The organism is Streptomyces sp. NBC_01235, from assembly GCF_035989285.1.
GTDB lineage: Bacteria > Actinomycetota > Actinomycetes > Streptomycetales > Streptomycetaceae > Streptomyces.
Map to the genome: position 1 here is coordinate 2,508,804 of NZ_CP108513.1, position 14,634 is coordinate 2,523,437.

At 71.6% G+C, this 14,634-nt stretch carries 13 protein-coding genes; 4 read left to right on the forward strand and 9 right to left on the reverse strand.

Going from position 1 to position 14,634, the window contains the following annotated elements; genetic code table 11:
* Positions 1–34 precede the first annotated feature (34 nt).
* Entirely contained in the window at positions 35–823 is a 789-nt protein-coding gene (locus OG289_RS10705; RefSeq protein WP_327313780.1) for a carbon-nitrogen hydrolase family protein, read from the reverse strand.
* A gap of 205 nt (positions 824–1,028) precedes the next feature.
* Positions 1,029–2,168: an MFS transporter gene (locus tag OG289_RS10710; RefSeq protein ID WP_327320638.1), complete on the reverse strand. Its 1,140-nt coding sequence runs from the start codon at positions 2,166–2,168 to the stop codon at positions 1,029–1,031.
* Between the two features lie 156 nt (positions 2,169–2,324).
* Between OG289_RS10710 and OG289_RS10715 the strand changes: the two genes are divergently transcribed.
* Positions 2,325–2,795, forward strand: coding sequence for a hypothetical protein (locus tag OG289_RS10715; protein ID WP_327313781.1), 471 nt, complete (start codon positions 2,325–2,327; stop codon positions 2,793–2,795).
* Here OG289_RS10715 and OG289_RS10720 read toward each other — a convergent pair.
* The 6 genes from OG289_RS10720 to rpe all read right to left on the reverse strand — a co-directional run bounded on the left by OG289_RS10720 (position 2,764) and on the right by rpe (position 8,915).
* A complete protein-coding gene (locus OG289_RS10720) occupies positions 2,764–3,216 on the reverse strand; it encodes an Lrp/AsnC family transcriptional regulator (protein WP_130444560.1) in 453 nt (150 codons plus the stop codon). The genes OG289_RS10715 and OG289_RS10720 overlap by 32 nt on opposite strands.
* A gap of 10 nt (positions 3,217–3,226) precedes the next feature.
* Complete coding sequence (locus tag OG289_RS10725; RefSeq protein WP_327313782.1) at positions 3,227–4,702, reverse strand: amino acid permease; 1,476 nt, start codon at positions 4,700–4,702, stop codon at positions 3,227–3,229.
* 436 nt (positions 4,703–5,138) lie between these two features.
* Positions 5,139–6,581 carry a GuaB1 family IMP dehydrogenase-related protein gene (locus tag OG289_RS10730; protein WP_327320639.1) on the reverse strand — a complete coding sequence of 481 codons (1,443 nt, stop codon included), beginning with the start codon at positions 6,579–6,581 and terminating at the stop codon, positions 5,139–5,141.
* A gap of 131 nt (positions 6,582–6,712) precedes the next feature.
* Positions 6,713–7,018 (reverse strand): barstar family protein, encoded by a 306-nt coding sequence (locus tag OG289_RS10735; protein ID WP_327313783.1) that lies wholly within the window; start codon positions 7,016–7,018, stop codon positions 6,713–6,715.
* A 76-nt stretch (positions 7,019–7,094) separates the two neighbouring features.
* Positions 7,095–8,138: a sugar-binding transcriptional regulator gene (locus OG289_RS10740; protein WP_079663540.1), complete on the reverse strand. Its 1,044-nt coding sequence runs from the start codon at positions 8,136–8,138 to the stop codon at positions 7,095–7,097.
* Between the two features lie 90 nt (positions 8,139–8,228).
* Positions 8,229–8,915: a ribulose-phosphate 3-epimerase gene (gene rpe / locus OG289_RS10745; protein ID WP_327313784.1), complete on the reverse strand. Its 687-nt coding sequence runs from the start codon at positions 8,913–8,915 to the stop codon at positions 8,229–8,231.
* Between the two features lie 152 nt (positions 8,916–9,067).
* On the opposite strand from rpe, the gene OG289_RS10750 reads away from it, so the two are divergent.
* The 3 genes from OG289_RS10750 to OG289_RS10760 are packed head-to-tail and all read left to right on the forward strand — an operon-like array spanning position 9,068 to position 12,988.
* Complete coding sequence (locus OG289_RS10750) at positions 9,068–11,242, forward strand: MMPL family transporter (RefSeq protein ID WP_327313785.1); 2,175 nt, start codon at positions 9,068–9,070, stop codon at positions 11,240–11,242.
* 27 nt (positions 11,243–11,269) lie between these two features.
* Positions 11,270–12,724: an argininosuccinate synthase gene (gene argG, locus OG289_RS10755; protein ID WP_327313786.1), complete on the forward strand. Its 1,455-nt coding sequence runs from the start codon at positions 11,270–11,272 to the stop codon at positions 12,722–12,724.
* Between the two features lie 27 nt (positions 12,725–12,751).
* Entirely contained in the window at positions 12,752–12,988 is a 237-nt protein-coding gene (locus OG289_RS10760) for a hypothetical protein (protein WP_327313787.1), read from the forward strand.
* On the opposite strand, the gene OG289_RS10765 is transcribed toward OG289_RS10760, so the two are convergent.
* Positions 12,972–14,390 (reverse strand): RsmB/NOP family class I SAM-dependent RNA methyltransferase, encoded by a 1,419-nt coding sequence (locus tag OG289_RS10765; RefSeq protein ID WP_327313788.1) that lies wholly within the window; start codon positions 14,388–14,390, stop codon positions 12,972–12,974. The two genes, OG289_RS10760 and OG289_RS10765, sit on opposite strands and share 17 nt — an antisense overlap.
* Positions 14,391–14,634: the final 244 nt, after the last annotated feature.

Sequence of the window (14,634 nt, forward strand, 5' to 3'; positions counted from 1 at the left end):
TCCTAGCGCGAAAAAAGTACGAGGGTGTGGGATGTCAGACCAGGGACCCGTAGAGGCCGGGGCGGCGGTCCTTCAGGTACGGGTTCGCCTCGCGGGAGGCGGCGAGGGCGACCGGGTCGGCGTCGGCGAAGAGCAGTTCCTCGCCGCGTCCGGCGCGCGCCCGGGCGACGCCGTCCGGACCGGCCAGGGTGGAGAGCCCGACGAACTCGAACTCCCCTTCCCGGCCGACCCGGTTGACGTACGCGACGTACATCTGGTTCTCGAAGGCGCGCACCGGGATCACCGACTCGGCGACGAACTGGAAGGGGTGCATCTGCGCGGTCGGCACGAGAAGGAGGTCGGTGCCGGCGAGGGCGTGGGCGCGGACGTTCTCCGGGAACTCGACGTCGTAGCAGATCATGAGGCCGACGGTGAGGCCGTTCAGCTCGGCCTGGACGACGGGCCGGTCGCCGGGCGTGAAGTGGTCGTGCTCGAAGCAGCCGAAGAGATGGGTCTTGCGGTAGTCGGCGAGCCGGGTGCCGTCGGCGGAGACGATCTGGGCCGCGTTGTACACCGTCTCGCCGTCGCGCTCCGGGTAGCCGTACGCGATCGCGAGTCCGTGCCGGGTGGCGATCTGGGCGATCGCGTCCGCGAAGTCCCCGTCGGCGGGCTCGGCGAGGCGGGCGATGTCGTCGCCGATCGCGTACCCGGTGAGGAACATCTCCGGCGCGACCAGGAGCCCGGCGCCCGCGGCGGCGGCCCGGTCCGCGGCCTCGTCGAGGACCTTGAGGTTCTCGACGACGGAGCCGGGGCGGCCGGAGCTCTGGAGCAGGGCGGTGCGCATGCGTGATCCTCACCGGTACGAGGGGGTTCGGGGGGCCGTTCGGGGGGCCGTTCGGGGGGCCGTTCGGGGGGCCGTTCGGGGGGCCGTTCGGGGGCCAGATAGACGGTACGGTCGGCCGCGCGGACCGGACAAGAAGGAGCCGTTGCGCGCCGGTGAGCGGATCGTTGCGTGCGTCGGGGGTGGGGCGGCGATTCGTTGCGTACCCTCACTCCCGCCTTCCCCCGGCCACCACCAGCGCCGTCACCAGGTACGGCACGGCGCACAGCGCGAAGACGGCGCCGTGGGAGAACGTCGACCCCAGGGCGCCGTACGCGCCGTACACCCCGATGGTCACCACCTCCGTACCCAGGCTCGCGACCGAGGTGAGGGTGGCCCGGCCGGTGCCCTCGATGCGCTGCTGGAGACGGACGTCGACGAGCACGGTCGCCAGCTGGAAGCCGCCGAAGGCGAGGGCGACGAGGGCGATCCCGGCGGGGGTCCCACAGGTCGCGCCGGCGGCGAGGGCCACCGCGGAGGCGGCGAGCACCGCGGCGAATCCCCTGCGGCCCAGGCGTTCGGCGGCCCCGGACAGCAGGCTTCCGGCGGTGACGCCGGCCCAGATCGGCAGGAGCAGGTAGGGGACGGTCGCCTCCGGCACGCCGGTCTCCCTGACCAGCAGGGACGTGTACTCGTCGAGAGCGCCCCAGACCGCGGCGACGGCAGGAACGAGCAGCAGCGCGCCACGGACGGAACGGTCACGTCGGGCGTCGGCGAGTCCGCCGCGCAAGGTCGCGGCCCAGCCGTCGTCGCCCCCGGCGTCCGGGGTCCGGTGCTCCGGGAAGCGGGTCGCCGTCGCGGCGCAGAGCAGACAGGCCAGCACGCTGGCCGCGCCGACGGCCGGGTATCCGCCCGCCGCGAAGACCGGCCCGGCCAGGCCCATCGCCGACATGACGGCCACCTGGCCCAGTGCGTGCGCGCGGCCCATCACCTTGGCGTACCGGTCCGCCGCGCCGGCCCGGTCCAGTTCCTCGTACACCAGCGCCTCCAGCGCGCCGGAGCCCAGCGCGCCGCGCGCACCCCACAGGACGAAGCCGGCCGCGAAGGCCCAGTACGACGGGACGAGCACCCACAGCGCGAAGCCGGCCGCGCCCAGCAGCGGGCCGATCCACAGCAGCAGCCGTCGCGAGACGGCGTCGGCCCAGGCGCCGGAGGGGACCTCCAGCAGGACGCCGGTCAGCGACCACAGGACGAAGAGGGAGGAGATCTGCCCGACCGAGAGGCCGCTGTCCGCGAACAGCAGCGCGTAGACCGGGTAGAGCAGCACGAATTCGTCGAGGAACGCGTACGCGTACAGCGTCGCGGTCAGTCGACGGGTGTCGGGGCCGTTCGTGGATCAATGTCGCCAAGTCATGCCACCGATGGTAGACATCGGACGCCCCGCCGCCCAGCGAATTCCGCGGTGAGCACGAACGCGGAGTGCGCGCAGGGCGCCGTCATCGGAGGTCGGAGGTAGGAGGTCCTCATGGACATCACCGCACTGCCGTATGTCGACGAACACGCGACGGTCGTCTCGGCGGAGGCCGACGCCGTGTGGTGCGGCATCGGCCACGCCCTGGACGGCTCCTTCACACCCGGCTACGCACACCTTGTGGGCTGCGCCGACCGTACGGCGTCCGGACCCCGTCCTCTGGCCGAGGGCTCGACGGTGCCCGGCTTCCGGGTGGCCGGGGCGGAGCCGGGCCGGGAGCTGGTCCTCGTGGGGCGTCACCGCTTCTCGACGTACGCCCTGGTCTTCCGCCTCGAGGAAGCCGGTCCGGGCCGCACCCGGCTGCGGGCCGAGACCCGGGCCAGGTTCCCCGGCCCGGCCGGCGGCCTCTACCGGCTGCTCGTCATCCGCACGGGCGGGCACGCCGTCCTCACGGGCCGACTTCTGACGGCGATCGGCCGCCAGGCCGAACAGGTCAGGTCGGCGAACCCGAGGAAAAACGCCTGAGCAGCGGCGAGAGCACCAGCACGGACTTCGTCCGTTCCACGAAGGGCTCCCCCGCGATGCGTTCCAGGACGCGTTCGAAGTGGCGCATGTCGGCGGCGAAGACCTGGGCGACGGCGTCCGCGTCCCCGGTGACGGTGGACGCGGCCACCACCTCCTGATAGCGCTCCAGGCCCCGTTGGATGGTCTCGGGGGAGGTGTTGCGCCGGCAGTAGATCTCGACGAACCCCTCGGTCTCCCAGCCGAGGGCCGCCGGGTCGACCCGTACGGTGAAGCCGGTGATGGCTCCGGTGGCACGCAGCCGGTCCACGCGGCGTTTCACGGCGGGCGCGGACAGGCCGACCAGTTGCCCGATGTCCGCGTAGGAGCGGCGGGCGTCCTCGGCGAGGGCGTGCACGATGCGTTCGTCGAGATCGTTCAGCACAGTGGGTTGATCACTTCTCAGATGGTGCGGGCGCTGCGAGTCGGGAGCGGCGGTGGCCGTAGAGGAAGTAGAACACGAGCCCGACCGCCATCCAGACTCCGAAGACCACCCAGGTGACGGCCGAAAGGCTGCCCATCATCCAGACGCAGAAGCCGAGTCCCAGGGCGGGGAGAATCGGGGAGAGCGGGACGCGGAAGGTGCGGGGCATCTCCGGACGGGTCCGGCGCAGCACCACGACCGCGATGTTGACCAGCGCGAAGGCGAACAGCGTGCCGATGCTGGTGGCGTCGGCGAGCTGTCCCAGCGGGATCGCGGCGGCCAGCACACCGCAGAACAGCGACACGATCACCGTGTTCGCGCGGGGCGTGCCGGTCTTCGGGTGGACGCGGGAGAACACCTTGGGCACCAGCCCGTCCCGGGACATCGCGAAGAGGATGCGGGTCTGGCCGTACAGCACGGTGAGGACGACGCTCGCGATGGCGATGACGGCGCAGAAGGCGAGGAGGGTCCCCCAGAAGGACTGGCCTGTCACCTCGCGCATGATCTGCGCGAGCGCTGCCTCGGAGTCGCCGAACCGCCGCCAGGGCTTGGCGCCCACGGCGACGGCGGCGACGAGGACGTACAGCGCCGTCACGATGACGAGGGACAGCATGATCGCGCGGGGCAGGTCGCGCTGCGCGTTCTTCGCCTCCTCGCCGGCGGTGGAGGCGGCGTCGAAGCCGATGTACGAGAAGAAGAGGGTCGCGCCGGCCGCGCTGACGCCCGCCATGCCCAGCGGCATGAAGTTCTCGTAGTTGCCGGAGCGGAAGCCCTGGACACCGATCGCGCAGAACAGCACCAGTGCGGCGATCTTCACGGCCACCATGATCGTGTTGGCGCGCGCGGACTCCTTGGCCCCGCCCAGAAGGAACGCCATGGCCAGGAGTACGACGATGAGGGCCGGCAGGTTGAAGACGCCCCCGTCGCCCGGTGGCGCCGACAGCGCGTCCGGGATGGTCACGCCGATGGTCCCGTCGAGCAGCTCGTTGAGGTACTCGCCCCAGCCGACGGCGACGGCGGCGACCGACACGCCGTACTCCAGGACCAGACACCAGCCGCAGACCCAGGCGACCAGCTCGCCCATCGTTGCGTACGCATACGAGTACGAGGACCCGGCGACCGGGATGGTGCCCGCCAGTTCGGCGTAGGACAGGGCCGAGAAGAGCGCCGTGAGACCGGCGATCACGAAGGACAGCGTGACGGCGGGACCGGCCTTGGGGACGGCCTCTCCGAGGACGACGAAGATGCCGGTGCCGAGCGTCGCGCCGATGCTGATCATGGTGAGCTGCCACAGCCCGAGGGAGCGCCTGAGAGACCCTCCCTCACCCTGGCCCCCCTCGGCGACCAGGAGTTCCACGGGCTTGCGCCGCATGAGGCGCGCGACCGGCCCCGGGGACGCGGGGGCGGTCTGACTGCGCTGGTGCGGGGGTGCGCCTTGGTCGAGCACGCGGGGACTCCTTTGTCGCTGCCTCTCGGGGCGACGGGGACCGGCGGCGCACCTGCGCGAACAGGAACCCACCGAGCGGGGTCCCCGCCACGCTACGTACAGCGCAGAACCCTACGAGCCGGGACGTTGCCGCTGTAATGCAGCAACCTTGCGCGTATCCGCAAGATCGTTGCGTTCATCGTGGCAGGGCGGGTGTTCGTTGCGCGGGGGGTGTCGAGCGTTGCGCACTGCCCCGATCAGGGCCGATCGGGGCCGATCGGGGCCGATCGGGGCCGATCGGGGCCGATCAGGGCAGTTCCTTCACGAGGAAGGTGCAGGGGTCGACACGCGGCACGACAGACAGTGATCTCCATGCCCGACAGTAGGACGCGGGCGCGGAGACGGCCCCGGTCTTCCCGGCGGCCGGGACAACGGGGGCCGTACGAAAGGCAGTTGTTCAGTTCCAGCTGGAGTGCAGCGGCTTGCCCTCCGCGTAGCCGGCCGCGCTCTGGATGCCGACGACGGCCTTCTCGGCGAACTCCTCCAGGGTGGCCGCACCCGCGTAGGTGCACGAGGAGCGGACGCCCGCGATGACCGAGTCGATCAGGTCCTCGACGCCCGGGCGGCCCGGGTCGAGGAACATCCGGGAGGTGGAGATGCCCTCCTCGAACAGCGCCTTGCGGGCCCGGTCGTACGCCGACTCCTCGGACGTACGGTTGCGGACGGCCCGGGCGGAGGCCATACCGAACGACTCCTTGTACGGGCGGCCATTCGCGTCGTGCTGGAGGTCGCCCGGGGACTCGTACGTGCCCGCGAACCAGGACCCGATCATCACGTTGGACGCACCGGCGGCCAGTGCCATGGCGACGTCACGGGGGTGGCGGACACCGCCGTCGGCCCACACGTGCTTGCCGTACTTCTTCGCCTCGGCCGCGCACTCCAGGACGGCCGAGAACTGCGGCCTGCCCACGCCGGTCATCATGCGGGTGGTGCACATGGCGCCGGGGCCGACGCCGACCTTGATGATGTCGGCGCCCGCGTCGATCAGGTCCTTGACCCCGTCGGCGGAGACGATGTTGCCGGCCACGATCGGCACCTGCGGGTCGAGTGCGCGCACGGTGCGGACCGCGCCGATCATCGACTCCTGGTGGCCGTGCGCGGTGTCGATGACGAGCGTGTCCACGCCCGCGTCGAGCAGCTGCTTGGCCTTGCCCGCGACATCGCCGTTGATGCCGACGGCTGCGGCGATGCGCAGCTTGCCCTGTGCGTCGACGGCCGGCGTGTACAGCGTGGCGCGCAGGGCGCCCTTGCGGGTGAGGATGCCGGCGAGCTTGCCGTCCTTGCCGACGGCGGGGGCGTAGCGCCGGTTGGCCGCGTCGAGGGTGTTGAAGGCCTCGCGCGGGTCGATGTCGGCGTCGATCAGCAGCAGGTCCCGGGACATGACGACCTCGAGCTGCGTGAAGCGGTCGACCCCGCTCAGGTCCGTGTCGGTGACGACACCGACCGGACGGAAGTCCTCGTCGACGACGACACCCGCGTTGTGCGCCCGCTTGGGCAGCAGGGCCAGCGCGTCGGCCACCGTCTGGTGCGGGGCGAGCACGATCGGGGTGTCCAGCACCAGGTGCCGGCTCTTGACCCAGGTGACGACGTCGGTGACGACGTCGATCGGAATGTCCTGCGGGATCACGACGAGCCCGCCGCGCCGGGCCATGGTCTCCGCCATCCGGCGACCGGCGACGGCTGTCATGTTGGCGACGACCAGCGGGATCGTGGTCCCCGTGCCGTCCGGGGCGCCGAGGTCCACGGCCTGACGCGACCCGACCGCGCTGCGGCTCGGCACCATGAAGACGTCGTCGTAGGTGAGGTCGTAGGCGGGCTGGATGTCGTTGAGGAAACGCACGTGCTGCACATCCCAGTCGTTCAGAGGTGACCCCCGGACAGGTCAGCCAGGGGGAGAAGCACGTACTTCATTCTCCCACGAGGGCCGTGATGCGATGCCCGGACGGAACGTCCAAGCAGCTCACGGGGGCCTTAGGAGGATCCTCCGAGGGCCAGCAGCACGGACAGCGCCGGCACCCGGTCCACCGCCTGCGAGAACACGTCCTCGGCGATCTCCCACTCCGCGGGCCGTGCCTTCGCGTACGGCCGCCAGTTCCGTACGACGATCTGCAGCCTCTCGCCTCCGGGCGGGGCGGAGAGGTCGGTGAGGCTGTCGGCGAGTGCGTCCCAGTTGCGTCCGAACCAGTCGGGCAGGCCGAGGGCGTCGGCGCAGCGGTCCATCAGGGCGGCCTTGTCGGCGACCCCGTCGAGGTCCAGCGTGAGCACGTGCTCGGTCATCCAGAAACCGTCCTGAGCTAGTCGTGGTGACGGCAGAGGGGGGCGGCCCGGGCGGCCGCCCCCCTCTGATCCGTCGTCAGATCCCGTCCGGGTCCGCCCGGTTGAGCGCCGGCTTCGGTGTCGGCCCCGCCGTCATCAGATAGTCGGCCGCCGACGTGTCCGTCACCAGGCTGGTGACGAGCCCGGAACGCAGCACCGCGTCGATCGCCGCCGCCTTGCGCTGACCGCCCGCTATGGCGACGACCTCGGGCACCCGGCGCAGCTGGTCGGTCTTGACCGTGATGCACCGCTCGCCCAGGTCGCGGCCGACCCTGCGGCCCTCGGCGTCGAAGAGGTGCGCGGACATCTCGGCGGCGACGCCGAGCGAGGCGTAGTGCGACCGCTCCTCGTCGCTGAGCATGTCGTGCACCGTCGAGATGCCCGGCTCCCAGGAGCCGATGGAGACACAGGCGACCGTGACCTTGTCGAAGTACTCGAAGGCCCGGGCGATCCCGGTCTGGTGGCGCAGGGCCTGCGCGGTGGCCGCGTCCGGCAGCAGCATCGGAGCGTAGATGGGGTGCGCGTCGCCGCCGGACACCTGGGCGGCTCGGCGGACGGCCTCGACCGAGCCGCGTTCGGCGGTCCCGGCGTCGTACACACCCGTCAGCTGCACGACCGTGCAGGGCGGCAGCCGGTCCAGCGCCGCCGCCATGTGAATGGTGGACCGGCCCCAGGCCAGCCCGAGCACATCCCCCTCGTTGACCAGTTCGCCGAGCAGGTCGGCGGCCACTTCCCCCAGGTTCTCGGGGTCCGTGGTCTCCTCGGCCTCGGCCGGGGACTCGACCACGACGGCATGCCTGAGGCCGTAGCGGGCGCGGAGCGCGTCGGAGCGCTCGGCGTCCAGTTCGGCCGGCACGCGGATCTCGATCCGAACGAGATCCCGTTCGAGGGCGGTCTCCAGGACCCGGGCCACCTTGAAGCGGCTGACGCCGAACTCCTCCGCGATCTGGATCTTGGACTTTCCCTCGAGGTAGAAGCGGCGGGCCATGGCCGCCGCCTGCACCAGCTCAGCGGGTCCCATCCGCATGGCTGACCGGCCCGCCGACATACCCGACACGGCGATCTCCTCACTGCTGTTCACACTCTGGATACGCCGTTCATCCTCGCAGATCCGGCGCAGTTGATCAGCTCTGATGGGAGCCGTTCACATTCCTGTCGGCAAGTGGTTGGTTCAGTGTGCGCATCCCCACGAGGCCCCGGCGGTCGCCGCCTCCGCCTGAGCCCGCAGGCCACGGACCGCTTCGGCCGGGTCGGCGGCGCCGTATACGGCCGAGCCGGCCACGAACACGTCGGCGCCGGCCTCGGCGCACCGCTCGATCGTGGCGGCCGAGACCCCGCCGTCGATCTGGAGCCACAGTTCGAGGCCGTGCTTGCTGATCAACTCGCGGGTGCGGCGGATCTTGGGGAGCATGATGTCGAGGAACGCCTGGCCCCCGAAGCCCGGCTCGACCGTCATGATCAGCAGCATGTCGAGTTCGGGCAGCAGGTCCTCGTACGGCTCGATGGGCGTCGCGGGCCTGAGCGCCATGGAGGCACGGGCGCCCTTCGCACGGATCTCGCGGGCGAGTCGCACGGGCGCGGCGGCCGCCTCGACGTGGAAGGTGACGGACGAGGCACCCGCCTCGACGTACTGCGGGGCCCAGCGATCGGGGGCCTCGATCATCAGATGGCAGTCCAGCGGAGTGTCCGTCGCACGGGCCAGTGACTCTACGACCGGCACTCCGAGCGTGAGGTTCGGGACGAAATGGTTGTCCATGACGTCGACGTGGAGCCAGTCGGCTCCTTCGACCGCCTTCGCCTCGTCCGCGAGACGGGCGAAGTCGGCGGACAGGATGCTGGGGTTGATCTGCACGGCCATGACCCAAGCCTGCCATGCCCTCCAGGGGTTAGCGGCATCGGTCCTGGGTGGGTACGGTCGTTTGAACGCTGCGGGCCGTCCAGGGCTTGTCGAGCCCGCGCGGCGGAGCCGCACATGTCTGCGCCCCGCGTCCCTGACGGCTGGGGGTGGGTATGAACGGGAAACGTGGGATTGCGCACCTTGTCTGCGGACGGCGGGCCAAGTGGCTGGTGCTGGCGTTGTGGGTGGTGGTGCTGTTTCTGACGGCGCCCTTCGCCTCCAAGCTCACCGACGCCCAGGACAACGACGCGGCGTCCTGGCTGCCGGGCTCGGCCGAGTCCACCCAGGTCCTGGAGATCTCGCGGGACTTCAGGCCCGAGCAGATCCCCGCGGTCGTCGTCTACGCCCGTGAGGACGGGCTGACGGCGCAGGACCGGGCGCAGATCACCCGGGACGCCGCCGAGCTGAAGCAGCTCACCGACCACGGCATCCGGGGCGCCGAGACCCACGGCCCGGTCTACGACCGTCCGGCCGATCCCCGCGCCGCCCAGATCCATGTGCCGATCACGATGGACGAGAAGGGCTGGGAGCGCATCGCCCCGGCCGTCGACTCGATCCGGGACGTCGTCGGCACCGGCAGCGCCGGACTGGCCGTGCACATCACCGGACCCGGCGGCACCTCCGCGGACTTCTCCAAGGCGTTCGAGGGCATCGACTCCACCCTGCTGCTGTCGGCGATGGGCGTCGTCATCGTCATGCTCCTGATCACCTACCGCAGTCCGACCCTGATCCTGGTCCCGGTGCTGGCCGTGGTCGCCGCCCTGTTCACCGCGCAGGCCCTGATCTACTTCCTGGCCCAGCACGCGGGTCTGACGGTGAACGGCCAGAGCGCCGGCATCCTCACGGTGCTCGTGTTCGGCGCGGGCACGGACTACGCCCTGCTGCTGGTGGCCCGTTACCGGGAGGAGCTGCGCCGTCACGAGGACCGGCACGAGGCGATGGCCCTGGCACTGCACCGGGCCGGCCCGGCGGTCCTCGCCTCGGGCGCCACGGTCGTCCTGAGCATGCTGGTGCTGCTGGCCGCCGAGATGAACTCCACGCGCGGCCTCGGGCCCGTCGCGGCCATCGGGGTGGCGGTGGCGCTGCTCGCGATGACGACCCTCTTCCCCGCCCTGCTGGTGATCTGCGGCCGCTGGATCTTCTGGCCGGTGATCCCGCACTTCGGCTCGGCAGACCCGACCGAGCGGGGTGTCTGGGCCCGCACGGGCCACCGGATGGCCCACCGCCCGCGCCTGGTGTGGGCCGTTACGGCGCTGGTCCTGGCGGTCTGCTCGCTCGGCCTGATCCAACTGCGCGCCGAGGGCATCGGCAACGCGGACGCGTTCACCGGGAAACCGGACTCGATCACCGGCCAGGAGGTGTCGGAGCGGTACTTCCCGGCGGGCAGCGGTGACCCGCTGGTCGTCATCAGCAACCAGGGGCAAGCCCGGCAGGTGGGCCAGGTGGTGGCCGGCACCGACGGCGTCGTGCCGACATCCCTCGGGCTGCCGCCGGGCACGAAGCCCGTCCATGACGGCAAGGTGCTGTTCGAGGCGACGATGACCTCCCCGGCGGACAGCGAGGCCGCGAAGCGGACGGTGGAGCGGGTCCGGGACGCGGTGCACGAGGTGCCCGACGCCGACGCCCAGGTGGGCGGCGGGACGGCGGCCCTGCGGGACATGGACGAGGCGACCACGCACGACAACATCGTGATCATCCCGCTGGTCCTGGCGGTCGTGCTGCTGATCCTGGGCGCCCTGCTGCGCGCCGTCGTCGCGCCCCTGCTGCTGGTGGGCACGGTGATCCTGTCCTTCGCGGCGGCCCTGGGCATCAGCGCGCTGGCGTTCCGCCATCTCTTCGACTACGCGGGCGAGTCGACGGACTTCCCCCTGTTCGTCTTCGTCTTCCTGGTGGCACTGGGCATCGACTACAACATCTTCCTGACCACCCGCATCCGCGAGGAAGCCGGCCGCCAGGGCACCCGACGAGGGGTGGTGACGGGCCTGGCGGCGACCGGCGCGGTGATCACCTCGGCGGGCCTGGTCCTGGCCGGCACCTTCGCGGCCCTCGGCACGCTCCCCATGGTCGCCTTCGCGGAGATCGGCTTCGCGGTGGCCCTGGGCGTCCTCCTGGACACCTTCATCGTGCGGTCGGTGCTGGTCACGTCACTGTTCCTGGACATCGGCCCGAAGGTGTGGTGGCCGCACCGGCTGGCCCGGGAGGACGGCGGAAACGACGGCGGGAAGGACGGCGGTTCTCCGGCACAGGAGCCCGCGCGGACAGCGGAGGCCGACGAGCCCTTTGCATGACCATGCGAGTTCATGCATAATCTTCCCATGTCCAAGGTCCTCACCTCCCTTCCCGCCGGCGAGCGCGTCGGCATCGCCTTCTCCGGCGGGCTCGACACCTCGGTCGCGGTCGCGTGGATGCGCGACAAGGGCGCCGTCCCGTGCACCTACACCGCCGACATCGGCCAGTACGACGAGCCCGACATCGCCTCGGTGCCCGGCCGCGCGAAGACCTACGGCGCCGAGATCGCGCGCCTGGTCGACTGCCGTGCCGCGCTGGTCGAGGAGGGCCTGGCCGCGCTCACCTGCGGGGCGTTCCACATCCGCTCGGGCGGGCGCGCCTACTTCAACACCACCCCGCTCGGCCGTGCCGTCACGGGCACCCTCCTGGTCCGCGCGATGCTCGAGGACGACGTCCAGATCTGGGGCGACGGCTCGACGTTCAAGGGCAACGACATCGAGCGGTTCTACCGGTACGGCCTGCTCGCCAACCCGCACCTGAGGATCTACAAGCCCTGGCTGGACGCGGACTTCGTGACCGAGCTCGGCGGCCGCAAGGAGATGTCGGAGTGGCTTCTCGCCCACGGCCTCCCCTACCGGGACAGCACGGAGAAGGCGTACTCCACGGACGCCAACATCTGGGGCGCCACCCACGAGGCCAAGACCCTGGAGCACCTGGACACCGGCGTCGAGACCGTCGAGCCCATCATGGGCGTGCGGTTCTGGGACCCGTCGGTCGAGATCGCCGCCGAGGACGTGACGATCGGCTTCGACCAGGGCCGCCCGGTGACGATCAACGGCAAGGAGTTCTCCTCCCCCGTCGACCTGGTGATGGAGGCCAACGCCATCGGCGGCCGGCACGGCCTGGGCATGTCCGACCAGATCGAGAACCGGATCATCGAGGCGAAGAGCCGCGGTATCTACGAGGCGCCCGGCATGGCGCTGCTGCACGCGGCCTACGAGCGCCTCGTCAACGCGATCCACAACGAGGACACCCTCGCCCAGTACCACAACGAGGGACGGCGCCTGGGCCGCCTCATGTACGAGGGCCGGTGGCTGGACCCGCAGGCGCTGATGATCCGCGAGTCGCTCCAGCGCTGGGTCGGCGCCGCCGTCACCGGCGAGGTCACCCTGCGGCTGCGGCGCGGTGAGGACTACTCGATCCTCGACACCACCGGCCCGGCGTTCAGCTACCACCCGGACAAGCTGTCCATGGAGCGCACCGAGGACTCCGCGTTCGGCCCGGTGGACCGGATCGGCCAGCTCACCATGCGCAACCTCGACATCGCCGACTCGCGCGCCAAGCTGGAGCAGTACGTCGGCCTCGGCCTGATCGGCACCGGCAGCCCCACCATCGGTGCCTCCCAGGCGGCCGCCACCGGGCTGATCGGCACCATGCCGGAGCTGCCGGAGGGCGGCGCCGAGGCCATCGCCTCCCGCGGTGAGGTCTCCGAGGCCGACGAGCTGCTGGACCGCGCCGCGATGGAGTTCGGCACGGACTGACCCCGAAGGGGACGCACCACCGGAAAAATGGCCGGCCCGACGCCGTTGACGTCGGGCCGGCCTTTCGTGCAGGCCGTCACCGACGCGGTCCGACTGCGCGCCGCGAACGCGGGCATCGCGGCCGAGCCCAGCGGCGCCATGACGACGGCCGCGCTGCACACCCACCGCGGCGCGCTCCCGGCCGGCCCGGGGGTGGCCGTGGTGAGCGGCGGCAACGTCCGGCGCCGACCGGGGCCCTGCCCGGGCCTCAGCCGGTCTTCCTGATCAACGCCAGGTACATGGCGTCGGTCCCGTGCACATGCGGCCACAGCTGGACGTCGGGCCCGTCGCCGAGCGCCGGTACGCCGGGCAGCAGGGGCCGGGCGTCGATCAGCTCGGCCTGCGGGAACTGCTTGAGCAGGTCGGCGACCACGGCCCGGGTCTCGGCGAGGTGCGGCGAGCAGGTGGCGTACCCGACGACGCCCCCGACCCGGACGGACTCCAGCGCGGTCCGCAGCAGCCCGCGCTGGAGCGGACCGAACCCGTCGAGGTCCTCCGGCCGACGCCGCCAGCGCGCCTCGGGCCGCCGTCGCAGAGCGCCGAGGCCCGTGCACGGCACGTCCATCAGCACCCGGTCGAAGGAGCCGGGCCGCCACGGCGGCCGTGTCCCGTCGGCGGCGATGACCTGATACGGCCCGGGGTTGCCGGCCAGGGCCTTGGCGACGAGCCCCGCCCGATGGGGCTGCTTCTCCGAGGCGAGGAGGGTGGCCCCGCGCTCGGCGGCCAGGGCGGCGAGCAGCGCGGCCTTGCCACCCGGCCCGGCGCACCCGTCCAGCCACTTCGTGTCGGGCCCGTCGAGCGGCGCGGCGGCCAGCGCGAGCGCGACGAGCTGGCTGCCCTCGTCCTGCACACCCGCACGCCCGTCCCGTACGGCGTCGATGGCGCCGGGCTCACCCCCTTCGGTGAGCCGCACGGCATACGGCGACCAGCGCCCGGCGACCGCGGCCTCCTCCCGCAGCAGCTCCTCGGTCGTGGCCCGCCCGGGCCGCGCGACAAGCGTCACCTCGGGCCGCTCGTTGTCTGCCGCCAGCAGCTCCTCGATGCCGGCCCGCCCGCCGCCGAGGGAGTCCCACAGCGCGGAGACGACCCAGCGGGGATGCGAGTGCACGACGGCGAGATGGTCCTCGGGGTCGTCCTCGTAGGGCGGGGCGACCTTCTCGATCCACTCGTCGAGGTCGTGCTGGGCGACCTTGCGCAGCACCGCGTTGACGAACTTGGCGCGCCCGTCGCCGAGCACGACCCGGGCGAGCTCGACCGAGGCGGACACGGCGGCATGCGTCGGGATGCGCGTCCCGAGCAGCTGGTGCACACCGAGGCTCAGCACATCGAGCACCGGTGGATCGACCTCGCGCAGCGGCCGGTCGACACAGGCCGAGATGACGGCGTCGTACGTCCCCTGCCGACGCAGCGTCCCGTAGACCAGCTCGGTGGCGAGGGCCGCGTCCCGCCCGTCGAAGCCCCCCTTCTCCCGCGCCTTGCGCAGCAACGGCGGCAACACGAGGTTGGCATACGCGTCCCGCTCGTCCACCGCCCGCAGCACCTCGAAGGCGAGGAGACGGACAGGATCCTTCTGGGGCCGACGGTAGGGCTTGCCCGGCTTACGGGAACGCTGGGGCTGATCGCTCACGAAAAAGGTGCTCCGGATTACAGGATGGGAATCGCAGACTGACAGACCCGCCTGGAAGCTACGGGCCCGAAAGGTACGTCCAGCGTACGTTGACGGGGAGGACGGGGGCTTGCGGGCGGGGCGAGCTCGCCGGCCGGGCAGGCTCACGCACGGGACAGGCCCGGCCCGCGCGCCACTGCGTGCTCATGCCACTCGGGACTCACGCGCCAGGTGAGGCGTGGGCGCCAGGTGGTGCTTGTGCGGG

Coding starts and splice junctions, on each gene's coding strand:
- OG289_RS10760 (WP_327313787.1), top strand. CDS start 12,752: ATGGCCGGCCCGACGCCGTTGACGTCGGGCCGGCCTTTCGTGCAGGCC.
- OG289_RS10735 (WP_327313783.1), bottom strand. CDS start 7,018: ATGACCGAGCACGTGCTCACGCTGGACCTCGACGGGGTCGCCGACAAG.
- argG (WP_327313786.1), top strand. CDS start 11,270: ATGTCCAAGGTCCTCACCTCCCTTCCCGCCGGCGAGCGCGTCGGCATC.
- OG289_RS10715 (WP_327313781.1), top strand. CDS start 2,325: ATGGACATCACCGCACTGCCGTATGTCGACGAACACGCGACGGTCGTC.
- OG289_RS10705 (WP_327313780.1), bottom strand. CDS start 823: ATGCGCACCGCCCTGCTCCAGAGCTCCGGCCGCCCCGGCTCCGTCGTC.
- OG289_RS10750 (WP_327313785.1), top strand. CDS start 9,068: ATGAACGGGAAACGTGGGATTGCGCACCTTGTCTGCGGACGGCGGGCC.
- rpe (WP_327313784.1), bottom strand. CDS start 8,915: ATGGCCGTGCAGATCAACCCCAGCATCCTGTCCGCCGACTTCGCCCGT.